The sequence below is a fragment of the Kitasatospora sp. SUK 42 genome, assembly GCF_015776785.2.
In the GTDB taxonomy this organism is placed as follows: Bacteria; Actinomycetota; Actinomycetes; order Streptomycetales; family Streptomycetaceae; genus Kitasatospora.
This window is the reverse complement of sequence record NZ_LFMD02000007.1, coordinates 729,641-752,485: the sequence shown is the minus strand read 5'-3', so window position 1 is coordinate 752,485 and position 22,845 is coordinate 729,641. Positions and strand designations below refer to the sequence as shown.

Annotated in this window: 20 protein-coding genes; 13 read left to right on the top strand and 7 right to left on the bottom strand. The window is 72.5% G+C overall.

Features of this window, described 5'->3' with window-relative positions; translation table 11 throughout:
* From RZ50_RS25030 to RZ50_RS24995, 8 genes are all read left to right on the top strand, one after another.
* Complete coding sequence (locus RZ50_RS25030) at positions 1-729, top strand: amino acid ABC transporter ATP-binding protein (RefSeq protein ID WP_217680844.1); 729 nt, start codon at positions 1-3, stop codon at positions 727-729.
* A 10-nt stretch (positions 730-739) separates the two neighbouring features.
* Positions 740-1,663 carry a glutamate ABC transporter substrate-binding protein gene (locus RZ50_RS25025; RefSeq protein WP_308272217.1) on the top strand — a complete coding sequence of 308 codons (924 nt, stop codon included), beginning with the start codon at positions 740-742 and terminating at the stop codon, positions 1,661-1,663.
* Between the two features lie 13 nt (positions 1,664-1,676).
* Positions 1,677-2,321 (top strand): amino acid ABC transporter permease, encoded by a 645-nt coding sequence (locus RZ50_RS25020; protein WP_196951248.1) that lies wholly within the window; start codon positions 1,677-1,679, stop codon positions 2,319-2,321.
* Complete coding sequence (locus tag RZ50_RS25015; RefSeq protein ID WP_196951247.1) at positions 2,318-3,187, top strand: amino acid ABC transporter permease; 870 nt, start codon at positions 2,318-2,320, stop codon at positions 3,185-3,187. Before RZ50_RS25020 ends, RZ50_RS25015 begins: the two co-directional genes overlap by 4 nt.
* A 140-nt stretch (positions 3,188-3,327) precedes the next feature.
* Positions 3,328-4,233 carry a LysR family transcriptional regulator gene (locus RZ50_RS25010; RefSeq protein ID WP_196951260.1) on the top strand — a complete coding sequence of 302 codons (906 nt, stop codon included), beginning with the start codon at positions 3,328-3,330 and terminating at the stop codon, positions 4,231-4,233.
* Positions 4,234-4,334: 101 nt separating this feature from the next.
* Complete coding sequence (locus RZ50_RS25005) at positions 4,335-4,916, top strand: cysteine dioxygenase family protein (protein ID WP_196951246.1); 582 nt, start codon at positions 4,335-4,337, stop codon at positions 4,914-4,916.
* Positions 4,917-4,924: 8 nt separating this feature from the next.
* Entirely contained in the window at positions 4,925-5,980 is a 1,056-nt protein-coding gene (locus RZ50_RS25000) for a putative sulfate exporter family transporter (RefSeq protein ID WP_196951245.1), read from the top strand.
* 94 nt (positions 5,981-6,074) lie between these two features.
* Complete coding sequence (locus tag RZ50_RS24995; protein ID WP_196951244.1) at positions 6,075-6,803, top strand: spermidine synthase; 729 nt, start codon at positions 6,075-6,077, stop codon at positions 6,801-6,803.
* Positions 6,804-6,951: 148 nt separating this feature from the next.
* On the opposite strand, the gene RZ50_RS24990 is transcribed toward RZ50_RS24995, so the two are convergent.
* The 3 genes from RZ50_RS24990 to RZ50_RS24980 all read right to left on the bottom strand — a co-directional run bounded on the left by RZ50_RS24990 (position 6,952) and on the right by RZ50_RS24980 (position 10,388).
* On the bottom strand, positions 6,952-8,781 hold the full coding sequence (locus tag RZ50_RS24990) for a hypothetical protein (RefSeq protein WP_217680842.1): 1,830 nt from the start codon (positions 8,779-8,781) through the stop codon (positions 6,952-6,954).
* Positions 8,782-8,935: 154 nt separating this feature from the next.
* Positions 8,936-9,817: a TetR/AcrR family transcriptional regulator gene (locus RZ50_RS24985; protein ID WP_196951242.1), complete on the bottom strand. Its 882-nt coding sequence runs from the start codon at positions 9,815-9,817 to the stop codon at positions 8,936-8,938.
* A gap of 49 nt (positions 9,818-9,866) precedes the next feature.
* Positions 9,867-10,388, bottom strand: coding sequence for an NUDIX hydrolase (locus RZ50_RS24980; RefSeq protein WP_196951241.1), 522 nt, complete (start codon positions 10,386-10,388; stop codon positions 9,867-9,869).
* Positions 10,389-10,486: 98 nt separating this feature from the next.
* Here RZ50_RS24980 and RZ50_RS24975 point away from each other — a divergent pair, with 98 nt between their 5' ends.
* A complete protein-coding gene (locus RZ50_RS24975) occupies positions 10,487-11,707 on the top strand; it encodes a serine hydrolase domain-containing protein (protein ID WP_196951240.1) in 1,221 nt (406 codons plus the stop codon).
* A gap of 39 nt (positions 11,708-11,746) precedes the next feature.
* On the opposite strand, the gene RZ50_RS24970 is transcribed toward RZ50_RS24975, so the two are convergent.
* The 3 genes from RZ50_RS24970 to RZ50_RS24960 all read right to left on the bottom strand — a co-directional run bounded on the left by RZ50_RS24970 (position 11,747) and on the right by RZ50_RS24960 (position 15,063).
* Positions 11,747-12,070, bottom strand: a complete 324-nt coding sequence (locus RZ50_RS24970; protein ID WP_196951239.1) for a nuclear transport factor 2 family protein — start codon at positions 12,068-12,070, stop codon at positions 11,747-11,749.
* A gap of 264 nt (positions 12,071-12,334) precedes the next feature.
* Positions 12,335-13,858 (bottom strand): aldehyde dehydrogenase family protein, encoded by a 1,524-nt coding sequence (locus tag RZ50_RS24965; RefSeq protein WP_196951238.1) that lies wholly within the window; start codon positions 13,856-13,858, stop codon positions 12,335-12,337.
* Positions 13,859-14,115: 257 nt separating this feature from the next.
* Complete coding sequence (locus tag RZ50_RS24960; RefSeq protein ID WP_196951237.1) at positions 14,116-15,063, bottom strand: terpene cyclase; 948 nt, start codon at positions 15,061-15,063, stop codon at positions 14,116-14,118.
* 335 nt (positions 15,064-15,398) lie between these two features.
* Between RZ50_RS24960 and RZ50_RS24955 the strand changes: the two genes are divergently transcribed.
* Together RZ50_RS24955 and RZ50_RS24950 are read left to right on the top strand one after the other, a co-directional pair.
* Positions 15,399-18,386, top strand: a complete 2,988-nt coding sequence (locus RZ50_RS24955) for an AAA family ATPase (RefSeq protein WP_196951236.1) — start codon at positions 15,399-15,401, stop codon at positions 18,384-18,386.
* A 177-nt stretch (positions 18,387-18,563) separates the two neighbouring features.
* On the top strand, positions 18,564-19,628 hold the full coding sequence (locus RZ50_RS24950) for an aldose epimerase family protein (RefSeq protein WP_196951235.1): 1,065 nt from the start codon (positions 18,564-18,566) through the stop codon (positions 19,626-19,628).
* Positions 19,629-19,637: 9 nt separating this feature from the next.
* Here the strand turns inward: RZ50_RS24950 and RZ50_RS24945 are convergent, their stop codons facing one another.
* On the bottom strand, positions 19,638-20,141 hold the full coding sequence (locus RZ50_RS24945; RefSeq protein WP_196951234.1) for a GNAT family N-acetyltransferase: 504 nt from the start codon (positions 20,139-20,141) through the stop codon (positions 19,638-19,640).
* A gap of 309 nt (positions 20,142-20,450) precedes the next feature.
* Between RZ50_RS24945 and RZ50_RS24940 the strand changes: the two genes are divergently transcribed.
* Together RZ50_RS24940 and RZ50_RS24935 are read left to right on the top strand one after the other, a co-directional pair.
* Complete coding sequence (locus RZ50_RS24940) at positions 20,451-21,731, top strand: extracellular solute-binding protein (protein WP_196951233.1); 1,281 nt, start codon at positions 20,451-20,453, stop codon at positions 21,729-21,731.
* Between the two features lie 97 nt (positions 21,732-21,828).
* Positions 21,829-22,830: a carbohydrate ABC transporter permease gene (locus tag RZ50_RS24935; protein ID WP_196951232.1), complete on the top strand. Its 1,002-nt coding sequence runs from the start codon at positions 21,829-21,831 to the stop codon at positions 22,828-22,830.
* The last annotated feature ends 15 nt before the right edge of the window (positions 22,831-22,845 follow it).

Genomic DNA, 22,845 nt, shown 5'->3' with positions numbered 1-22,845 from the left:
TTGATCGAGATGCGAGGGGTCAACAAGCACTACGGCGACCTCCACGTACTGCAGGACATCGAACTGACGGTCGGCCGCGGCGAGGTCGTCGTGATCATCGGCCCGTCCGGCTCCGGCAAGTCCACGCTCTGCCGGGCGATCAACCGGCTGGAGCCGATCGAGCGCGGCACCATCCTGATCGACGGCCAGCCCCTGCCCGCGGAGGGCAAGGGGCTGGCCAGGCTGCGTGCCGAGGTCGGCATGGTGTTCCAGTCCTTCAACCTGTTCGCGCACAGGACCGTGCTGCAGAACGTCTCGCTCGCCCAGATCAAGGTCCGCGGCCGCCCGAAGGCGGAGGCGGACGCCAAGTCCCGCTCGCTGCTGGAGCGGGTGGGCCTCGCGGCGCAGGCCGACAAGTACCCGGCCCAGCTCTCCGGCGGCCAGCAGCAGCGGGTCGCGATCGCCCGCGCGCTGGCGATGGACCCCAAGGCGCTGCTGTTCGACGAGCCGACCTCGGCGCTCGACCCCGAGATGATCAACGAGGTGCTGGACGTCATGCGCCAGCTCGCGAGGGAGGGCATGACGATGGTCGTGGTCACCCACGAGATGGGCTTCGCCCGGGCCTCGGCGAACCGGGTGGTGTTCATGGCCGACGGACGGATCATCGAGGACCGCGCCCCGGAGGAGTTCTTCAGCGCCCCCGAGAGCGAGCGCGCCCGGGACTTCCTGTCCAAGATCCTGAAGCACTGAGGCGGCGGCCGTGACCCGTGAGACGACGCCCACCGCACGGCCGCGCAAGCGCCTGCTCGCCGCCGTCCTGCTGCTCGCCGCCCTGGCGAGCGGCTGCGGCAAGCCCGGCACCCCGCCGCCCAAGGGCCCGCAGCCCAGCGCGCTGCCCACCTACCAGGTGCGGGACGCCTCCTCGATCACCGGCTCGCCGACCCTGGACGCCGCCCGCAGCCGGGGCCACCTGGTGGTCGGCGCCAAGGAGGACCAGCCGTACCTGGGCCAGAAGAACCCGGCGACCGGCGAGTACTCCGGCTTCGACATCGAGATCGCCAAGATGGTCGGCGCCTACCTGGGCTTCCCACCGGAGCGGATCCAGTTCAAGACCATCGCCTCGGCCAACCGCGAGACCGCGCTGCAGAACGGCCAGGTGGACTACTACGTGGGCACGTACACCATCAACGACAACCGGAAGAAGCTGGTCGGCTTCGCCGGGCCGTACTTCATCGCCGGGCAGTCGCTGCTGGTGCGCAAGAACGACAACAGCATCCACGGGCCGCAGGACCTGGACGGCAAGAAGGTCTGTTCGGCGGCCGGCTCGACCCCGTACCAGCGGATCCAGTCGCAGTTCCCGAAGGCGAAGCTGATCGGCTACGACACCTACTCGGCCTGCGTGGACAACCTGATCACCAACCAGGTCGACGCCGTCACCACGGACAACGCGATCCTGCTCGGCTACGCGGCCAAGGTGCCGGACGAGCTCAAGGTGGTCGGGCCGCCGTTCTCGGTCGAGCCGTACGGGATCGGCGTCCCGAAGAACGACACCGTGCTGCGCAACGCGATCAACGACGCGCTGGAGTACAACGAGCAGAACGGCGACTGGAGGCGGGCCTTCGAGGCGACCCTCGGTCTGTCCGGGGAGCCCGCGCCGACCCCGCCGCCGATCGACCGGTACTGAGAGGGCAGGCGCCGTGAAAACGCTGACCGACAACTGGTCGACCTACTGGGACGGCTTCCTCGGCACGCTCTCGCTGTTCGCGGTGAGCGCCGTGCTGTCGCTGGTGCTGGGTGTGCTGATCGCGGGCTTCAGGGTCTCGCCGGTCCGACCGCTGCGGGTGTTCGGGACGCTGTGGGTGACGGTGCTGCGCAACACGCCGCTGACCCTGCTGTTCTTCATCGTGGTGCTGGGCCTGCCCCGGTTCAACATCACGCTGCCCTTCTACGTGTTCGCGGTGCTGGCGCTCGGCTGCTACACCTCGGCCTTCGTCTGCGAGTCGATGCGCTCGGGCATCAACACCGTGCCGCCCGGGCAGGGCGAGGCGGCCCGCAGCCTGGGCATGAGCTTCGGGCAGACGATGAGCCTGGTGGTGCTGCCGCAGGCGTACCGCTCGGTGGTGGCGCCGATCGGCAGCGTGCTGATCGCGCTGGCGAAGAACTCGGCGATCGCCGGTTCGTTCAGCGTCGTCGAGCTGCTGGGCACCTACCGAACCATCAACGAGCTGGGCTACAGCATCATCTGGACCTTCGTCTGGATCGCCGTCGGCTACCTGATCATCACACTGGCCATCAGCGCCGTCTTCAACCTGTTGGAACGACGAGTGGCGGTGTCCCGATGACCGTTGAATCCTCGGCGCTGTACGACATCCCCGGTCCCAGGGCGCTCGCCCGGCACCGGACGTACGGCTGGATGGCGCTGTTGCTGATCGCGGCGCTGATCGGCTGGGTCGTCTACATGCTGTTCCACACCCACCAGTTCACCGCCGCGAAGTGGGAGCCCTTCCAGTACCGGGGGGTGCAGGACCTGCTGCTGCGCGGGCTGGGCAACACCCTGCGGGCCTTCGGCTGGACGGTGCTGTTCGCGCTGCCCTTCGGTGCGCTGTTCGCCGCCGGGCGGCTGTCCGACCACCGGGTGGTGCGCTGGTTCGCCACCCTGGTGGTGGAGTTCTTCCGGGCCATGCCGCTGCTGGTGATGATCTTCTTCGTCTTCGTCGCCCTCAAGGTGCAGCCGCTGTGGGCGCTGGTGGCCGGACTGGTGCTCTACAACGGCTCGGTGCTGGCCGAGGTGTTCCGGGCCGGTGTGCTCGCGGTGCCCAAGGGGCAGCGGGAGGCGGCCTACGCGCTCGGGATGCGCAAGACCCAGGTGATGACGTACGTGCTGGTGCCGCAGGCCTGCCGGGCGATGCTGCCGGCGATCATCAGCCAGCTGGTGGTGGCACTCAAGGACACCTCGCTGGGGTTCCTGATCACCTACGAGGAGTTCCTGCACGCGGGCAAGCTGATCGCCACCAACCTGGACTACGACCTGCCGTTCATCCCGGTGGTGATGGTGATCGCGCCGATCTACATCGGCATGTGCCTGCTGCTGTCCTGGCTCGCCCGCTGGGTCGAGCGGCGCAGTCGGCGCAGCCCGAGCATGCGCGGCGGGGCGCCGGTGGTGAAGGCGGGGGTGGCGATGGGACTGCCGCCCGCGGCGCAGCAGTGAGGGTCCTGGTCCTACGCTGAACCATAGGTGTCAATGGGGTCGGGGCCTACTCCTCCAAATTCCTCTTATGATTGCGAGGGTTGGCGGGGCCGCGACAGCGGCCCGGATCGGGGCGACCGGGCGGAGGGGCCATGGAACCGGTGTTCGACTCGCGGCACATCAGGACGTTCCACCGGGTCGTCCGGGCCGGCTCCTACTCGGCCGCCGCCCGCGAGCTCGGCTACACCCAGCCCGCCGTCACCCAGCAGATGAAGGCCCTCGAACGCACCGTCGGCGTCCCGCTGTTCACCCGCGCCGGGCGCGGCCTGCGCCTCACCGAGGCCGGTGAGGCGCTCTCCCGGCACGCCGAGCTGATCCTCGGCAGCATGTCCGCCGCCCAGCAGCAGCTCGCCGCACTCGCCCGGCTGCGCGCCGGGAGGGTCCGGGTCTGCGCCTTCCCCAGCGCCAACGCCACCCTGATACCCGAGGCGATGGCCCGGCTGCTCGCCGAGCACCCGGGCGTACGGGTCGAACTGCTGGAGGCCGAGCCGCCGGACTCCGTCCAGCGGCTGCTGCGCGGGGAGTGCGACATCGCGCTGTCCTTCCGCTACCCGGGCGGGGTGACCGAGGTGCCGGAGGGCCTGGACGAGATCCCGCTGATGGAGGACCTGCTCACCGTGCTGCTGCCGGTCGGGCACCCGCTCGGCCGCCGACACGCCGTACGGCTGGCCGACCTGCACGGCGAGCGCTGGATCGCCGGCTGCCCGCGCTGCCGGGCCAACCTGCTGCACGTCTGCGCGGAGGAGGGCTTCGCGCCCGACATCGTGTTCTCCACCGACGACAACCTCGCCGTGCAGAGTCTGGTCGCCGCCGGGGTCGGGATCGCGCTGATGCCCGCGCTGGTGCTCTCCTTCATGTGCCACCGCAAGGTCACCGGACGGGCCGTCGAACCGCACCTGCGCCGGCAGGTGAGCGCGTACGTGCTGCGCGAGCACCGGCGGATCCCGGCCACCGGACTGGTGCTGGACCACCTGCGGCAGGCGGCGGCGAGCCGGGTCGGGTGCTGAGCCGGAGCGTCCCGTAAGGCGCCCATGTATAAGTGCTAGTGGGGGTATTGCTTACGAACCCTCCTTGGACGTGATAGGTCGGTCCGTTCGAACCTGCTGGTATGACACCCCCAGCCACGGTCGGCAGCGAGCGGCTCACCGAGCGGATGACCGCGCTGATCAGTGAGATCCGCGCTGTCGTCGACCGCGGACTGCCCCCGGAACTCACCGCCTACCTGGTCGGCGAGCGCCTCGCCCCGCACCTGCTCGCCGCGCCCGACGGGCCCGACGCGCTGCTCACCCCCGCCCAGCGCGAGGGCGACCCGCGGCGCTACCGCCAGCACGTCCTGCACGCCGAGGAGGACGGCGGCTTCTCCGTCGTGGCCCTGGTCTGGCTGCCCGGACAGCAGACCCCGATCCACGACCACGTCTCCTGGTGCGTGGCCGGCGTCCACCAGGGCCAGGAGAGCGAGACCCGCTACCGGCTGGTCTCCGACGGGCGCAGCTCCCGGCTGGTCGAGACCGAGCACGTGGCGGGCCCGGCCGGGACCGTCGCCGCCTTCGCCCCGCCCGGCGACATCCACCTGGTGCGCAACGCGTGCGGCAGCACCGCCATCTCCGTCCACGTGTACGGCGCGGACATCTCGCGGCTCGGCACCAGCATCCGGCGGGTCTACCGGCTGCCCGCCGACCAGGAGCGGTGAGCGGCGGCGTGGCACTCTCCCTCCGGCAGCGCACCACCCGCACCCGCTCACTGCCCCCACTGCGCGGGGACGCCCCCGGACTGCTGCTCGCGGCCGTCGGGGTGGCCACCGCGGTCGCCGTCCACACGGCCGTCCCCGCCGTGCCCGAGCTCACCGCCGCCGTCGTGCTCGGCATGGCGGCCGCCCACCTGCCCGGGCTGCGCCCGGTGGTCCGCGGGGTCGCCCGGCCGGGACTCTCGATGGCCGGGAAGCGGCTGATGCGGCTCGGGATCGTGCTCCTCGGGCTCAAGCTCAGCCTGGACGACGTGCTCGGCCTCGGCTGGACCACCGTCGCGATGGTGCTCACGGTGGTCGCGGCCACCTTCGCCGGGACGATGTGGCTGGGCCGGCGGCTCGGGCTGCCCGGGGACCAGCCGCTGCTCGTCGCCACCGGGTACTCGATCTGCGGGGCCTCGGCGATCGGCGCCGTCAGCCAGGCGGCCGGCAGCGAGGAGGAGGACGTCGCCTCCTCCGTCGCGCTGGTCACCCTGTGCGGGACGCTGGCGATCGCCGTGCTGCCGCTGCTCCAACACCCGCTCGGGCTCGGTGAGGTGGAGTTCGGCCGCTGGGTCGGCGCGAGCGTGCACGACGTCGGGCAGGTGGTCGCCACCGCGCAGACCGGCGGGGCCGGGGCGCTGCGCGAGGCCGTGCTGGTCAAGCTGATGCGGGTGGTGCTGCTGGCGCCGCTGGTCGCGGGCGTCGCCGTGGTGGTGCGGCGGAACGCGCGCGGAGCCGCCGGGACGGGCGCGGAGAAGGGCGCCGGCCGACCGCCGATCCTGCCGCTGTTCGTCGCCGGGTTCCTCGCGATGATCGTCCTGCGGACCACCGGGGTGCTGCCCGAGCGGGCGCTCTCGCTGGCCGGGAACGCGCAGGAACTGCTGCTGGCCGCCGCGCTGTTCGGCCTCGGCAGCGCGGTGCACCTGCCGACCATGGTCCGCACCGGCGGGCGGATCGCCCTGCTCGGGCTCGGCTCCTGGGTGGTCGTCGCGGGCGTCTCCTACGCGGGGGTGCTGCTCACCACCTGACGGCTCCGGGCCTCGGTGCGAACTCGGCTATTGTCGGGGCGGGTGATCGTCCGCACCGGGGCGGTCCCGCCGCCGAGTTCGCGGAGGAGGGCGCATGACCACCGCACTGCCCGAACGGGACGACCACGAGGACGTCGTCACGCTCGACCGACGGGAGGGACCGTTCGGTGAGGTGGTGCTGCGGCAACGCGGACGGCACTACGAGATCATCGCCAACGGCTGCTTCCTGATGGACACCGCCGACGGGCGCTCCGAGCGGCTGCTGATCCAGGCGGCGCTGGACGAACTGGAGCGTACGGGCGGCGCCGGTGCGACCGGTTCCCCGGGGCGGTCCGGGCCCTCGGTGCTGATCGGCGGGCTCGGGGTCGGCTTCTCGCTCGCGTACGCGGCGGCCGAGCCGCGCTGGGGGCGGATCGCCATCGTCGAACGCGAGAGCGCGATCATCGACTGGCACCGCAGCGGCCCGCTCGGCGCCTTCTCCGGCGGCGCGCTGGACGACGAGCGGGTCGAGGTGCTCCACACCGACCTGCTGGAGTACCTCGCGGCGGCCGACGGCGAGCGGTACGACGCGCTGTGCCTGGACATCGACAACGGCCCGGACTGGACCGTCACCGAATCCAACGACGGGCTCTACGGCGCGGACGGGCTCGCGGTGCTGTGGCACCGGCTGCAGCCCGGCGGGGTGCTGGCGGTGTGGAGCGCGCAGCCCTCCGCGGCCTTCGAGGAGGCGCTGCGGGTGGCGGGGTTCGCCGACGTGGTCACCCACGCGGTGCCGGTCAGCCGGGGGGTGCCGGACGTGGTGCACCTGGCCCGGCGGGCTTGAGGCTTCGGAGCGGGTCGTCGCGGCGGCCGGCTGACAAGTAACAGCCGACAGCCGACAGCTGACAGATTTCAGATTTCGTTCGCTGAAATCTGTCAGCTGTCGGCTGTCCTCTGCCGGTCGTCACTCGTCGGGCGCCAGCCGTCGCCCCTCAGCCGAACGGCCGGTGCTCCGGCTCCGCGTCAGCCTCGGGCTCCGCCTTCGGCTCCTCCGCAGGCAGTGAGGGCAGGCCCGCCAGGGCGAAGGGGTTGAAGTCCGGCGGCGGGATCATCACCGGCGTCCCCTTGCTCGGAGCTGGTTCCTCCTCACCCGCCAACGGGGTGTCCACCGCCGGGGTGTCCGCCACCGGCGGGGTCTGGGCCGGGATGAGCGGCGGGGCCGAAGGCGGCGGGGGAACGGCCGGGCCCTGCGAGGCGAGGGTGGTGCCGAACGGGTCGCTCTTCTCCTCGGCCGCGACCGTCGTACCGAACGGGTCGGCGGCCGCCCCGCCCCCCGCGGACCGGGCGGCGGGCCCGTCCGCAGGCAGTGAGGGCAGGCCCGTCAGGGCGAAGGGGTTGAAGTCCGGCGGCGGGATCATCACCGGGGTGCCCTTCGGCCGTTCCCCGTCCGCCGTACCGGCCTCGGCCTCCTTCGGCCCCCCGGTTGCGGCCGTGGCCTCCGCCGAGACCGGCGCGAAGGGATCGAAGTCCGCGGGCGGCACCCGCACCGGCGTGCCGCGCAGGTGCACCGGCTGCTCCTCCGCCACCGCCTCCGGCTCCTCCACCACGGCGGGAGCAACCGTCGGGGCGACGGCGGGCGCTGCCACCGGCTCGCCGTCCCAGCCGAACTGGATGCTCTTCAGCAGCTCCGCGAAGGCCTCCGTGTACAGCTCCCAGTCCTCCGGCCGCGCCGTGGACAGCTGGGCGCACAGCACCGTCCCGCCGTCCGGCAGCGGTACGAAGGCCTGCACGGCCGAGGTGACCACCCAGCGCCGCTGCCCGTCGGCGGCCAGCGGTCCGGGCACCGGGACGGTCCGCCCCTCGACCAGGACGGCGGCCGGTCCGGCCGGCAGCAGTACCGTCCACACCTCGGCGTGCCGCCGTACGGTGGCCAGTTCGGTGGCGAGGGCGGTGATCGGCAGGGGGTGCCGGGCGAGCGAGATGACCAGGGCCGCGTCCGAGGTGCGTCCGTCCAGCTCCAGCGCGCAGACGCCCGCGTAGCGGACCCCGGCGTCCCGGATCAGGTCGGTCAGGGTCGCGGAGATCACCGCGAAGTCGCGCCGCGGCTCCGGGCCGGTGGCGCTGAACAGCTCCTCCGCGACCTCGGCCAGGTGCCCGGTCAGTTCGGCGGCCGCCGCCACGGTCGCGCGGTCGGCCCCGCCGGTCGGGTCAGCCCCGTCGACGGTCTCCGGAAGGGCGGGCACGGTGCGGGCGGAGGCCCCGGCGGGGCCGCCCGGGGAGGTCAGCGGGTGGAAGCCGGGAGGGATGACCAGTCGGACCTCGGCTCCGGCGCCGGTCGGCAGCTCGACCGGCTGCCGGCTCTGCTGCCCGGCCGCCAGCGCGGCCAGCGCCGGGGCGAACGGCGGGCGCAGCTTGGCGTCGGCGAACTCGCCGGTGACCGGCAGCTGGAACAGTGCGGCCGAGGTGGTGCCCCGGTCGGCGATGGCACCGCGCACCGCGCCGCCGCCGTAGCGGTGCTGCAGCGCGGCGGTCACCCGGTCGGCGGCCCGGGCGCCGGTGCCGGGGCGGGCCGTCCCGGCGGTGAGCACCGTGCCGAGCCGGTCGAGGGCCGTGTGCACCGGTCCGTTGGGCGCCAGCGGCAGGCCGAACAGCGCTTCGGCGGCGGGGTGTTCGGCCGTGCGCGGGGCGCTCAGCGAGGCCGCCGGGTGGCGCGAGGTGTGCTCGTCGAAGAGGGCGTCGGTGAGTGTGCCGAGGGTCGCGCAGACCTGCTCGGCCGCCGCGAAGGGGTTGGCCTCCGCGCTGAACTGGACGTCCTGGGTCAACTGGTGAGCCCCCCGCTCTGCTCCGTCTGCCGTCGATCGGTGGTCCGGGTGGGACCGGGCCCGCCGGGGCGGCGCGCCGTCAGATCCCCGCCCATTCCTATCAGAGCGCACCGTCCGGGCCGAACTGAAGGATCACCTGATGATCAGTAGGTGATCACTCGCCGGAGGCCGTGCCGGATCCCTCGGGGGGCTCCCCGGCAGAGCCCCCGGTGGACTCCTCGGCAGAGCCCCCGGCGGCGAGCGCGGTGACGGCGTCGGGGATGCCGGGGACGGCGAACAGCCCGGCGAGGTCCTGGATCAGCCGCCCGGTCGGCCCGTCGGGGCTCTCGTCCGCGAGGAAGGCCGACAGCTCGACGGCGAGCGCCGGCTCCCGGGCCGCGGTGAGGGTGAGCGCCGCGACGAACTCCTGCACCAGGTGCAGTTGCAACTCCTCCAGCGGCACCGAGCGGTCGGCCAGCCACTCCAGCGAGGTGATCTCGGCGTTGGCGATCCAGGCCCGTACGGTCAGCCGCAGCCCGGGGCTCGGCGAGGGGATCGCCAGGTGGGTCAGGATCTGGTCGTGCGCGGCCCGGCGCACCTCGTCGATCACCGCCGAGGTGCCCGCGCTGGCCGCCACCGAACCGCCCCGGAGCAGTGCGGCGAAGCCCGGCCCGTGGCTCTGCACGAAGTCCAGGTAGCGGCCCATCACCCGGTACAGCCGCTCCGACAGCGGCCCCTCCATGGGCTCCTCGAAGCGGGCCGACAGCTCCCGCCCGGCCCGGCGCAGCGACTCCTCGTACAGGGCCTGCTTGCCCGGGAAGTAGTGGTACACCAGCGGCCGGGAGGCGCCCGCGGCGGCGGCGATGTCGTCGATCGACACCTCCTCCGGCGGCCGCAGGCTGAACAGCTCCAGCGCCACGGCGATCAGCTGCTCCCGGCGCTCGTCCACGCTCAGCCGTCGGCGCGGCCGTTCACCGGCGGCCCCCCGGTCGGGTGCGGCGGCGGCGGCGGTCCGGGTCGGGCGGTCGGCCGTCGGGGACGGCGTGCGGGAGGCCATGCGCGCCACCCTATCCGGCGGTCGTCCGGGGGCCCATGCGCCGGATTGCTCAAGGCAGCGGTCGTTCGGGGCGCCGTTCGAGGTAGCGGCGGTAGGCCTCGCGGCCGTCGGGGACGAAGGTGTCGCGGTCGAGGCGTTCGGCCAGTTCGGCCGGGGTGAGCCAGGCGTGCCAGGCGACCTCGGACTCCTGCGGGTCGACCGGGCCGTCCCACTCCGCCTCGTACAGGTCGCACCACCAGGACAGCCGGTCGTCCCGGAAGAGGAACTTGAGGAGCGGGCGCGGTGCGATGCCGTGGACGCCGAGCTCCTCCTCGGCCTCGCGGACGGCGGCCTCGGCGTAGGTCTCGCCGGAGCCGACCACGCCGCCGACGAACATGTCGTACGCGCCGGGGGCGAACAGCTTGGTGTCGGTGCGGCGGTGGACGAAGATCCGTCCGGCCGGGTCGCGGACCAGGATGAAGACGCAGCGGTGGGTCAGCCCCCGCCGGTACACCTCCCCGCGCAGCGCGGTCCCGATCACCCGGTCGTTCTCGTCGACGATGTCCAGCAGCTCTTCGGCAGGGTTGGTCATGACGGACAGGTTAGGGTTTCCGGGCCGGTTCGAACGGATCCCACGGTGTTCGAACGCGGGTGGAGAGACGAACCGGAACGGGCTGAGGACGGTACGCGGTGGTGGAGATCTGGGGCGAGACGGCCGAGGGGTTCGAGCCCGTACGGGAGGCCTTCGCGCGGAACTTCGCCGAGTACGGCGAGCTGGGCGCGGCCTTCACCCTGTACGTGCGCGGCCGCAAGGTGGTGGACCTGTGGGGCGGTGACGCCCGGCCGGAGGTCGGCGGGCGGCCCGCGCCCGCGGTGCCGTGGACGGCGGACACCGCCCAGGTGCTGCGCTCGGTGACCAAGGGCCTGACCGCGGCCACCGCGCTGCTGCTGGCCGAGCGCGGCCTGCTCGACCTGGACGCGCCGACGGCCTCGTACTGGCCCGAGTTCGCGGCCGCCGGCAAGGGCGAGGTGCCGGTGAGCTGGCTGCTGTCGCACCAGGCCGGGGTGCCCGCGCTGGACGTGCCGCTGCGCCTGGAGGACGTGCTGACCTGGGAGCGCGCGGCCGCCGCCGTGGCCGCGCAGGCGCCCGCCTGGGAGCCCGGCACCGCGCACGGCTACCACCCGTACACCTTCGGCTGGCTGGTCGGCGAGGTGGTTCGGCGGGTGAGCGGTCGGACTGTGGGGCAGTACTTCGCGGAGGAGATCGCCCGGCCGCTCGGGCTGGACCTGTGGATCGGCCTGCCGGCCGGCGCCGCGGCCCGGGTCGGCAAGCTGGTCGACCTGCCCGCACCGGATGCGGCCCGCACCGGCCCGAGCGGGCTGCGGCTGCGGCCCAAGCAGGCCGTCCGGGACGCCTACCAGGACCCGGCCTCGCTGACCGCCCGCTCCTTCGCCTCGGTGCGCCCCGGGGTGGACCTCAACGACCCGGCGGTGCAGGCGGCCGAGATCCCCGGTGCGGGCGGCATCGGCACCGCCCGCTCGGTGGCCCGGTTCTACGCGGCGCTGATCGGCGCGGCCGAGCGTCCGGACGGCTCCGGCGCCCTGCTCCCGCCGCTGCTCGGCCCGGAGGTGCTGGCCCGCGCGGTGGAGCCGGTGGTGAACGGCCCGGACCGGGTGCTGATCGTCAACTCCACCTTCGGCCTGGGCTTCTGGCGGCACGGCCCGACCGCGCCGATGGCCTCCCCGGCGAGCTTCGGCCATCCGGGCCGGGGCGGCTCGCTGGGCTTCGCCGACCCGGAGCTCGGGCTGGGCTTCGGGTACGTGACCAACGGCATGCAGCCGGGCGTCACCGGGGACGTCCGTTCGCGGAACCTGATCCGTGCGGTGCGGGGGTGTCTGGGGCTGTCCTGACCGGCCGTCACGGCGGATCGGCCGCTTCGGGACCGCCCGTCAGGCCTGGCCGGTCTCGAAGCGGCTGATCCGCCCGTGCTCGACGGTGAAGCGCCAGGAGGTGCGCATCTCGCCCCAGGTCTCGTTGGTGAAGTTGGCGACCAGCGCATGGCCGCCGGAGGACTCGGTCTGGACGTCGATCCGGCCGTTCGGGTCGAAGATCTCGCGGTCGATCCACTGCTGGAGGTCGCGGTCGGAGCCGTCGTCCGACATGGTCGCGTCCTCGGTCAGGACGGACAGGAAGGCGTCGCGGTCGCCGGCGTTGATCGCGGTGACGAAGGCGCGGACGGCCGGGTCGGTGAGTTTGGCGGGGGCGATGGTCACGCGGGACTCCCGGAGGGGCGAGGGGTTGGGGAGTCCTGTCTACGGCGTTCGCGGGGGCCGTCCGGGCATGTCGGCGGCGCGTCGGGAAGATTGCGGGATTCGTGCGCTTGGATCCCGGATCAGGCCATTGGAACAGGCGGCCCGCGCAGGCGGTTCGCCCCGAAGGCCGGCCACGGGGAGTGGCGACGGAGCGGGAGGCCGGACCAGGCCTCCCGCTCCACTGCTCGGGGGTTCCCCCGGGGCCCGAACCTTCGGCAACAGGCCCTAGAAGAAGCCGACCGCGTCGGGGGAGTAGCTGACCAGCAGGTTCTTGGTCTGCTGGTAGTGCTCCAGCAGCGCCTTGTGGGTCTCCCGGCCGATGCCCGAGTTCTTGTAGCCGCCGAAGGCCGCGTGGGCCGGGTACGAGTGGTACGAGTTCGTCCACACGCGGCCCGCCTGGATGGCGCGCCCGGCGCGGTAGGCGGTGTTGAGGTCCCGGGTCCACACGCCCGCGCCGAGCCCGTACTGGGTGTCGTTGGCGAGCGTGACCGCCTCGTCGAAGCCGTCGAAGCGGGTGACCGAGACGACCGGGCCGAAGATCTCCTCCTGGAAGACCCGCATGCTGTTGACGCCCTCGAACACCGTCGGCGTCACGTAGTACCCGCCGGCGAGCGAGCCGCCGAGGTCGGCGCGCTCGCCGCCGACCAGGACCTTGGCGCCCTCGGACTGGCCGATCTCGAAGTAGGAGAGGATCTTCTTCAGCTGTTCGGCGCTGGCCTGCGCGCCGACCTGGGTCTCGGTGTCCAGCGGGTTGCCCTGGCGCATCGCCCGCACCCGGGCGAGGCCGTCGCCGATCAGGCGTTCGTAGACCGGGGTCTCGATCAGCGCGCGGCTGGGGCAGGTGCAGACCTCGCCCTGGTTGAGGGCGAACATCGCGAAGCCTTCGAGGGCCTTGTCGTAGAAGGCGTCGTCGGCGGCGGCGACGTCCGCGAAGAACACGTTGGGGCTCTTGCCGCCGAGTTCGAGCGAGACCGGGATCAGGTTGTCGGCGGCGGCGCGGGAGATCAGCCGGCCGGTGGTGGTCTCGCCGGTGAACGCGATCTTGCGGATCCGGGGGCTGGCGGACAGCGGGGCGCCCGCCTCCTCGCCGAAGCCGGTGACGATGTTGAGCACCCCGGGCGGCAGCAGGTCGGCGGTCAGCTCGGCGAGCAGCAGCACCGAGGCCGGGGTCTGCTCGGCGGGCTTGAGCACCACCGCGTTGCCGGCCGCGAGCGCCGGGGCGAGCTTCCAGATCGCCATCAGGATCGGGAAGTTCCACGGGATGATCTGGCCCACCACGCCCAGCGGCTCGTGGAAGTGGTACGCCACGGTGTCCTCGTCCAGCTGGGAGACGCCGCCCTCCTGGGCGCGCAGTGCACCGGCGAAGTAACGCAGGTGGTCGACCGCGAGGGGGAGGTCGGCGGCCAGCGTCTCGCGCACCGGCTTGCCGTTCTCCCAGCTCTCCGCGACGGCCAGCTGTTCGAGGTTGGCCTCCATCCGGTCGGCGACCCGCAGCAGCACCTGGGCCCGCTCGTTGGCCGGGGTGCGGCCCCAGGCGGGGGCGGCGGCGTGGGCCGCGTCCAGGGCGGCCTCGATGTCCTCGGCGGTGCCCCGGGCGACCTCGGTGAACACCTCGCCGGTGACCGGGGTCGGATCGTCGAAGTACTCGCCGCGCACCGGAGGCGTCCACTCGCCGCCGATCCAGTGCTCGTACCGGGGGCGGTAGGTGACGATGCTGCCGGGCGCGCCGGGGGGCTGGTAGACCGTCATGCTCTGTGTCTCCTCGCTGCGTCGGGGCGCCGCCCGGAGCCGGTCGGGCCGGAGGCGGCGCGCCGGACCACCCGGTCAGGGGGTGGCCCGGCGGAGGGTGTGGACACGCAATCGGACGGCGCCCCGCCGGGCGCCCGCCGTTGAGCACGATAGCCGTCGGGCGTACGGCGCGGCTACGGTCCGTACGGGCGACTCGTACGGAGGGTGCTCCTTCCGCCCGTTCCCCCCGGGGTGGCGGCGCGGCGGGTCGGGTCGTCTCAGACCGCGTGGTACCGGCCGGTGCGAGCCTCCCAGCTCAGGTAGCCGGCCAGCCAGGTGATCAGCCCGTCGGCGTAGCGCCGGGCGATCGTGCGTTCGATCCTGGACAGGCCCAACTCGCGGAAGACGTCCGGGAGTCGGTCGTGCAGTTCGGCGCAGCGTTCGATCATCAGCTGGGCCTCGGCCAGCACCGCCGCACAGGCCTCCTCGGGCGTGCAGTGGCGTTCGCGCTGGACGATCATCACCAGGTTGTTGACGTCGCCGCGCGGGGCCTCCAGCGGGAAGGACCGCACGTCGTTGCTGAGCGAGGGGATGTCGGCCGCCAGTTGGCGGAGTTGGCGCAGCACCGGGTGGTGCATGACGGCGGCGGGGACCTCGAACTGGCCGAGCCGTTCGACCATGTCGAAGATGGTCTCCATCGCCGCGGTGCCCCGCCTGAGCTCCAGGTAGCCGTCGCGGTCCGGCGGTCGGCTGGAGATCCGGCCGGCCGCCTCGGCGGGGTGACTGGCCAGGTAGTACTCCCAGTTGTAGGCGGCGCGGGCCTGCCAGCGGGCCGGCATGCCGAGCACGCTGCGCTCCCACAGGTCGGCGAAGGCGGTCTCGACCGCGGAGCCCGGGTCGGGGCGGGCCCCGTGCAGGACGGCGATCAGCCGCTCGCAGATCGGCGCGACCTCGGCGGGCCGGCGGCCGAGCGGGCCGTCGAACACGTCGTCGAAGAGGAAGTAGAACCCCATCAGGTCGGCGGCCAGGGCGAGTTCGTCCGGGCCAGCGTCCGGGTAGCCGAGCGCCGCGAGGTCGACGACCTCCCAGTGCGTGTAACCGGGGTGGTCGGCATCGGGGAGCAGCGGGTGGCGGATCAGCCAGTCCCGGTGCAGCCCGGTCGCGTACGGGCCGTGCGGACTGCGGCGGTGCGGGAACGGGATCTGAAGTGAGGTGTCGTCAGACATCGGACTCCCGGTGCAGCGGAGGGTGGGGGTGCTTGTTGTTCGAGCACTGATGGCGGGGGAGTTGACGCGGCGAGGCTCGGATGGTGAGGGTGGGAGTAGACAAGATCATCTGTGCCTCGAAGGCCGTAGGGTATCTGATGTAATGATCGGACGTTAGGGATATAGGGCAATTGCCCTTGGCAAGGGGTCCGAACCCTCGCCGTCCGCCCCTGGCTGCGCGAATGCCGCACAGCGAGCCGCACGCGGCGCTAACCTCGGCTCCACGAACAGTGATGGAGCGGCTCCCCACGCAGTGGCCGAGCCGTGCTGCCAGCGGGCGAGGCGGAGGCACGACGGTGACCGATCAGGACAACGAACTTCGGGCGGGAACCGGTTCCGGCCACGGCGGCGACAATGACGCGCCCCGGGTCAGACTGCGCGACCGGGACGCCGAACTGCGCTCCGTGGAGACGGCGGTCGAGCGCCTCTGCCGCGAATTCGCCGCCGGCGGAACCGAGATCGGCGAACTGCTCGCCTTCTCCGGCCGCCCCGGCATCGGCAAGACGAGTCTGCTGCACGAGGTCCGACGGATCGCCAAGCTGCGCGAAGGCGCCACCGTGCTGTTCGCGCGCGGCGGCGAGCAGCAGTTCAGGGAGCCGTACCACGTGCTGCGCCAGCTCCTCCAACCCGCCCTGACCAAGCTGGAACCCGACGAGTTCCGCCAGGTCATGGGCACGTGGGAGGAGGTCGTCGGACCGGCCATGGGCCTCAAGCAGCCCAAGGCGGGAGCCCGCCGGCTCGACCCGCAGGGCGTGCGCGACGGTCTCGACTACGTCCTCACCCAACTCGCGCCGCGCCGCGCGCCGATGGTGATGATCGTCGACGACCTGCACTGGTCCGACCAGGAATCCCTCTCCTGGCTCACCCAGTTCGCCGTCCGCTCCCGCGAACTGCCCGTCCTGCTGGTCTTCGCGTTCCGGGAGGACGAGAGCGACTGGCCGCCCGAGACCCAGAAGCACCGCTCGGCCGTCCTCGGACTCGCCACCCGCAAGCACGAGCTCAACCGGCTCTCGCTGGTCTCCGTCACCGACATGATCCGCGCCGAACTCGGAGACCGCGTCGAGGACGCCTTCTGCTACGAGTTCTGGAACGTCGTCAACGGCAACCCCTTCGAGGCCGTCGCCCTGCTCGACCAGGTCCGCGACCAGGAGCTGGAGCCGGTCGAGGAGAACTCCCGGCAACTGCGCGAACTCGCCGTCGACGCCGCCGGAATGACCCTCAAGAGCTGGCTGGACCGGCTGGGCTCCAGCACCCTGCGCTTCGCCTGGGCCTGCGCGATGCTGGGCACCGACATCCGGATCGACCTCGCCACCCGGATCTGCGCCCAGAGCGCCGAGGGCGCCCGCGAGTCCATCAAGCAGCTGCGCAAGCAACGCGTACTGACCCAGACCCCCAACGGCAACCTGGAATTCGTCCACCCGCTGATCGCCAGCTCCATCTACAAGACCATGCCGGAGGCCACCCGGACCGGCATGCACGGCGTCGCCGCCGCCGAGATCGAGAACGCCGGACTCGGCCTGCTCGCCGCCTCCCGCCACCTGGTCGAGACCTTCTCCGGCGAGGGCGACGACCGCACCGTCCGCAAACTGCGCCGCGCCGCCACCGAACACCTGCTGATCGGCGCCCCCGAGGCCGCCCAGCGCTGTCTCCACCGCGCGCTCAACGAACCGCCCGCCGACGACATCCGCGCCGAGGTGCTCTACGAACTCGGCTGCTCCGCCCTGCTCACCGACCCCGGCGCCACCGTCAACCAGCTCAAGCTCGCCCTCGACCCGGAGGAGGGACCACTGCGCCCCGGCCTGCGGGTCGACGCGACCTTCCGGCTCTCCGAAGTGCTGGCCCACAGCGGTGAACTGCGCGAGGCCGCGCTGGTCTGCCAGGAGGAGGCCGAGCAGACCGACGACCCGGTCGGCCGGACCCGGCTGAGGGCCGCCTCGTTCATGTGGCACGCCTTCCGCAAGTCCGAGGAGAACGGACCGGGCCGCTCCACCGAACTCGGCCGACTGTGCCAGGAGCTGGCCGGCCGCGAGGCCGCCGACCGGGCCGTCCTCGCGATGCGCGCCTGGGACCTCACCCTGCGCGGGCGCCCGTCCGCCGAGGCGCTGGCCCTCGCCGACGACGTGCTCGACGGCGGCCGACTGCCCAAGGGCCTCGGCTGGACCGACACCACCTGGGGCTTCGAACTGCCCTCGATGCTCGGCCTCACGTACATCTACAACGACCGCATCGCCCAGGCCGAGCGGCTGGCCGCGGACGCCATCATCCAGTTCGAGGTGGCCGGTTGGAGCGGTGCCCACCGGGGCTTCGCCTACTTCCTGATGGGCCTGGCCCGGTTCCGCCGCGGACTGCTCGCCGAGGCCGAGGACTTCCTGCGCCGGGCGTTCCGCATCTCCGAGCGGATCGGGGCCAAGCTGCCGCTGGCCTGGGACGCCGTCGGCGTGCTGGTGGACACCCTGATCGCCCGCGGCCGGGTCGAGGAGGCCTGGGAGCTGGCCAACGAGTTCGGCTTCCACCCGCCGTACCACGCGACCGCCATGGTGCTGCCGGACGCGGCCTCGCTGTACGGCAAGCTGCTGATCGCCAAGAAGCGGCGCGCCGGTGCGGCCGCCGCGCTCACCGACGCCGGCGCCCAGCTGGAGGTGCGCGGCTGGCACAACACGGTCTGGGCGCCCTGGGCCGGGCACCTGGCCATCGCGATCGCCGAGGACGAGCCCGAGCGCGCCCGCGAGTACGCCCGGAAGGCCGTCCTCGACGCGCGCACCTTCGGCACCGCCTCGGCGATCGGCGCCGCGCTGCGCCTCCAGGCCCAGATCGCGGACGGCCAGCAGGCGGTCGAGCTGCTGGAGCAGGCCGTGACGTACCTCGGGCAGTCCCCGGCCGGGTACGAGCACGCCGTCGCGCTGGTCGACCTGGGTGCCGCGCTGCGCAGGGTCGGCAGGCTGGAGGACGCCCAGGAGTACCTGTACCAGGGCATCGAGCTGGCCCAGCACTGCTCGGCCGAGGGGCTGGTCGACCAGGCCCGGCGGGAGCTGGCCAACTACGGCCTGCGGCCCAACCGGCTGGGGCTGGGCCTCGGCGACTTCCGGGACACGCTCAGCGGGCCCGAGTGGGAGGTCGCCAAGCGGGCGGCGCGGGGCGTGCCGCCGCAGCGGATCGCCGAGGAGCTGGGTGTGCAGCTCAACCTGGTCAACCGACGGCTGGCGGCGGTCTACCGCAAGGCGGGCAGTGGCCCGGACGGCCTGGCGGCGGCGCTCGGGCTGCCGTCGCAGTCGCGGGACGAGTAGCGGCCGCCCGGGGGCGGCCGCCGGTGGTGCTCGGACGGCGCGCGGAGGTGCGGGAGCACCCCCGGCGCCGTCCGCCTCGATAGGCTGGCGGACACCACGGGGCCGCCCTCGGCGCCCCCGGACGGACCAGGAACCGGGCGGGGGCGGAGCGCCGCTCGCGCCAGTGAGGAGCAGGCCATGGCGAGCGAGGCCACCCGGGTGCGCCGCGAACCCCTCGACCCCGCGGGCGCGGGCGCCGCGATCGAGCGCTGGACGCTGACCGCCGGCCCGTACGAGGCGAGCCTGCTGACCCTCGGCGCCACCCTGCACACCCTCAGCGCGCCGGACCGGGCCGGGCGTACCGCACAACTGCTGCTCTCGACCGATGAGTTGGCGCAGATCCTGGGCCCGGCCCGGCACTACGGCACGGTGGTGGGCCGGTACGCCAACCGGATCGACGGCTCCGAGGTGACCATCGACGGCGAGCAGCACCCGCTCGCCTCCACCGGCGGTGGGATCACCCTCCACGGCGGGCCGGACGGCTTCGCGCAGCGGATGTGGCAGGCCGAGGAGACCGAGGGCGGGGTGAGGCTGCGGCTGCACAGCCCCGACGGCGACCAGGGCTTCCCGGGCGCGCTGGACGTCACCGTCACCTACACCCTGGACGCGGGCGGCGAGCTGGTGATCGCCTACCACGCCGTCACCGGCCGACCGACGGTCGTCAACCTGACCAACCACGCGTACTTCAACCTCTCGGGTGAAGGCAGCGGCGACGTCCTGGGCCACCTGCTCACCCTGGACGCCGACGAGTACACCCCGGCCGACGAGCGGCAGATCCCGTACGGGCGGACCGAACCGGTGGCCGGCACGCCGTTCGACTTCACCGTGGCCAAGCCGATCGGCAAGTCGGTGCACGACGCCCACCCGCAGCTGACCGGGCCCGGCGGCTACGACCACAACTGGGTGCTGCGTCCCCGGCCGGCGGACGGCGGCCCGGCGCGGGCGGCGCTGCTGGAGGACCCGGTCAGCGGCCGCACCCTGGAGGTGCTGACCACCGAGCCGGGCATCCAGGTCTACACGGCGAACAAGTTCCAGGGCGCGGTCACCGGCGCGAGCGGGGTGCCGTACGGGCCGTTCGCCGGGATCGCGCTGGAGACCCAGCACTTCCCGGACTCGCCGCACCACCCGTCGTTCCCGAGCACGGTGCTGCGGCCGGGGGAGGAGTTCCGCTCGACGACCGTGCTGCGGCTGGGCGTCAACTGACGGGACCGGTCAGACGGCCCGCAGGTCCCGGCGCATGCAGAGCCGGGGCCAGCGGTCCAGGCCGTGGTCGGCCTCCTTGCGGCGGATGTCGCGCAGGCCCGGGGTGAGTTCGGCGTCGGCCAGCGGGCGGAAGCCGAGGCGGGCGTAGTAGGGGGCGTTCCAGGGGACGTCCGCGAAGGTGGTCAGGGTGAGGGCGGGGGCGTCGGTGCCGGCCGCGAGGTGCTCGATCAGCGCCCGGCCGATGCCCCGGCGGGCGTGGTCGGGGTGCACCGACACCTGCTCGATGTGCAGGGCACCGTCCACCGGTTCGGCCAGCAGGTAGCCGGCGATGGTGCCGTCCGCGTCGGCGACCAGGGCGACGCCGTGGTCCAGGTAGGGGGCCAGTTCCTCGGGGGCGGGCGGTTCGTCCTCGGCGATCTCCGGCATGCCGATCGCGGCGAAGGGGGCTCCGGCGGCCCGCTCCAGTTCGCCCAGCAGCGGCAGTTCGTCCTCGGTGACGGTTCTGATGCGCATGCGTCCAGTCTGCTGCAAACGGGTTTCGGCCACGCATGGTGGTTCCGTCGGCCACCCGAAACCGGATCGAAAAGGTCTAACTCGGACATTTCTCCGGGCCGTCAACTACCGTGCGGCTACGTCCAGGACACGTGGGCGTAACGATCGCCGTTTCTTGCAGAAACTTGCTGCAAGGACTTTCCGTCGCGATTGCGCCGCTGTTAACTTCCTTCCGAGCCCGACGGCGGCAACGGTGCGGTCGGCGCGAGGCAGCCATTATGCGCCTGTCTCCGAACATCTCGGGCACCCCCACCCTCCCAAGGAGTTCTCATGCGGCGTGGCATCGCGGCCTCTGCCCTCGTTGCGGCCCTCGCGGTCTCGATGGCTGCCTGTGGCAGCAGCGGCGGCTCCGGTTCGGACGGCAAGGCCGACGGCCCGGTCACCCTCACGTACTGGGACACGTCGAACGCCACCAACGAGGCTCCGAGCTACCAGGAACTGGTCAAGAAGTTCGAGGCGGCCAACTCGAACATCAAGGTCGACTTCGTCAACGTCCCGTTCGACCAGGCCCAGAACAAGCTGCAGACCGCCATGGGGGCCAAGGGAGCACCGGACGTCTTCCGCTCCGAGGTCGGCTGGACCGCCGCCTTCGCCAAGGCCGGCTTCCTGGAGCCGCTGAACGGTACCCCGGCCGCCGCCGACACCTCCGCCTTCCAGCCCAGCCTGATCCAGCAGGCCACGTACGAGGGCAAGCTGTACGGCGTGCCGCTGGTGACGGACACCCTGGGCCTGCTCTACAACAAGGAGCTGTTCGCCAAGGCCGGCATCACCGAGGCGCCCAAGACCTGGGACGAGCTGAAGGCCGACGCCGCCGCCGTCAAGGACAAGGCCGGCGTGGACGGCTTCTGGCTGAAGGCCGCGGACGGCTACTACGCGATGCCGTTCCTGTACGGCGAGGGCACCGACACCGTCGACGCCGCCGGCAAGAAGATCACCATCACCTCGCCGGAGGCCGCCAAGGCCGTCGAGACCTACAAGTCGATGTTCACCGCGCCCGGCACGGTCAAGGCCGACGTCACCACCGACGCGTACGCGCACATGATGGACGCCTTCAACAGCGGCAAGGTCGCGGCGATCATCCAGGGCCCCTGGGAGATCACCAACATCTACAAGGGCTCGGCCTTCGCCGACAAGAACAACCTCGGCATCGCCGCCGTCCCGGCCGGCTCCAGCGGCAAGGCGGCCGCCCCCACCGGTGGCCACAACATCGCGGTCTACGCCGGTGCGGACAAGGCCCACAAGGCCGCCGCCGAGAAGTTCGCCGCCTTCATGACCTCGGCCGAGAGCCAGGCCTTCATCGCGCAGAAGAACTCCACCCTGCCGACCCGCTCCGACGCCTTCACCGCCGACGTCAAGGCCGACCCGGGCATCGCCGGCTTCCAGGCCGTGCTGTCCAGCGCCAAGCCGCGCCCCGAACTGCCCGAGTACAGCTCGCTGTTCGCCTCGCTCAGCACCAACCTGGGCAAGGCCCTCCAGGGCACCAGCACCCAGGACGCGCTGAACACCGTCGCCACCGACTACGCCAAGCTCCTGCCGGGCTTCGCCAAGTAGTCCCCGCCGCCCGGCCCGCCGGTCACGACCGGCGGGCCGGGCGGTCGGCTCCACCGAGGACTCCCCCCGAAGAATTCCCCCCGAGAAGGTGCAAACGATGTCAGTCGCCGTGCAGGGCGCCACCGGCAAGGGCGGCCGGGAGCGCGAGCAGCGCCCGGGCCTGCTGGAACGCCTCAAGCGCTCCTACGCCAAACACTGGTACGCCTACGCGATGATCGCACCGGTTGTCCTGGTGCTCGGTGCCCTGGTGCTCTACCCGCTCGTCGAAGGCATCTGGCTCACCCTCACCGACGCCAACAGCCTCAACGTCGCCCGCAAGATCGGCGTCAACGAGATCCCGGCGAGCTACGAGTTCGTCGGCTTCCACAACTACGCCGACATCCTCTGGGGCCCCGGCTCGTACGACCGCTTCTGGTCGCACTTCGTCTGGACCATCGCCTGGACGGCCATCTGCGTCTTCCTGCACTACACCCTCGGCCTGGGCCTCGCCCTGCTGCTCAACAAGAAGCTGCGCGGGCGCGCCGTCTACCGGATGCTGCTCATCCTGCCCTGGGCCGTCCCCACCTTCGTCACCGTCTTCTCCTGGCGCCTGATGCTCTCCGACGGCGGCGTCGTCAACAGCGTGCTCTCCACCCTGCACCTGCCCGAGCCCGGCTGGCTCACCGAGCCGTGGGCGCAGAAGGTGGCCGCGATCATGGTGAACACCTGGGCCGGCGTGCCGTTCATGATGATCTCGCTGCTCGGCGGCCTGCAGTCGATCCCGGGCGAGCTGTACGAGGCCGCCGAGATGGACGGCGCCACGCCGTGGCAGCGCTTCCGGTACGTCACCCTGCCGGGGCTGCGCAGCGTCTCCTCCACCGTCGTGCTGCTCGGCGTGATCTGGACCTTCAACCAGTTCAACGTCATCTTCCTGCTCTTCGGCACCGGCGCCCCCGACGCCCAGCTGCTGGTCACCTGGGCCTACCGCCTCGGCTTCGGCCAGATCCCCCGGGACTACGCGCAGTCCGCCGCGTACGGCGTGATCCTGCTGTCCATCCTGATCGTCTTCACCGCCTTCTACCGGCGCTGGCTCGCCCGCACCGAGCAGGCCAACGGCTGAGGCCCCGGACCCAGT

What these genes read in the sequence shown, in the direction of transcription:
- RZ50_RS24960 (WP_196951237.1), bottom strand. Translation starts at nt 15,063, where the DNA reads ATGTCTGACGACACCTCACTTCAGATCCCGTTCCCGCACCGCCGCAGT.
- RZ50_RS24950 (WP_196951235.1), top strand. Translation starts at nt 18,564, where the DNA reads ATGGCGAGCGAGGCCACCCGGGTGCGCCGCGAACCCCTCGACCCCGCG.
- RZ50_RS25005 (WP_196951246.1), top strand. Translation starts at nt 4,335, where the DNA reads ATGACACCCCCAGCCACGGTCGGCAGCGAGCGGCTCACCGAGCGGATG.
- RZ50_RS24995 (WP_196951244.1), top strand. Translation starts at nt 6,075, where the DNA reads ATGACCACCGCACTGCCCGAACGGGACGACCACGAGGACGTCGTCACG.
- RZ50_RS24985 (WP_196951242.1), bottom strand. Translation starts at nt 9,817, where the DNA reads ATGGCCTCCCGCACGCCGTCCCCGACGGCCGACCGCCCGACCCGGACC.
- RZ50_RS24965 (WP_196951238.1), bottom strand. Translation starts at nt 13,858, where the DNA reads ATGACGGTCTACCAGCCCCCCGGCGCGCCCGGCAGCATCGTCACCTAC.
- RZ50_RS25015 (WP_196951247.1), top strand. Translation starts at nt 2,318, where the DNA reads ATGACCGTTGAATCCTCGGCGCTGTACGACATCCCCGGTCCCAGGGCG.
- RZ50_RS24980 (WP_196951241.1), bottom strand. Translation starts at nt 10,388, where the DNA reads ATGACCAACCCTGCCGAAGAGCTGCTGGACATCGTCGACGAGAACGAC.
- RZ50_RS24945 (WP_196951234.1), bottom strand. Translation starts at nt 20,141, where the DNA reads ATGCGCATCAGAACCGTCACCGAGGACGAACTGCCGCTGCTGGGCGAA.
- RZ50_RS24935 (WP_196951232.1), top strand. Translation starts at nt 21,829, where the DNA reads ATGTCAGTCGCCGTGCAGGGCGCCACCGGCAAGGGCGGCCGGGAGCGC.
- RZ50_RS24940 (WP_196951233.1), top strand. Translation starts at nt 20,451, where the DNA reads ATGCGGCGTGGCATCGCGGCCTCTGCCCTCGTTGCGGCCCTCGCGGTC.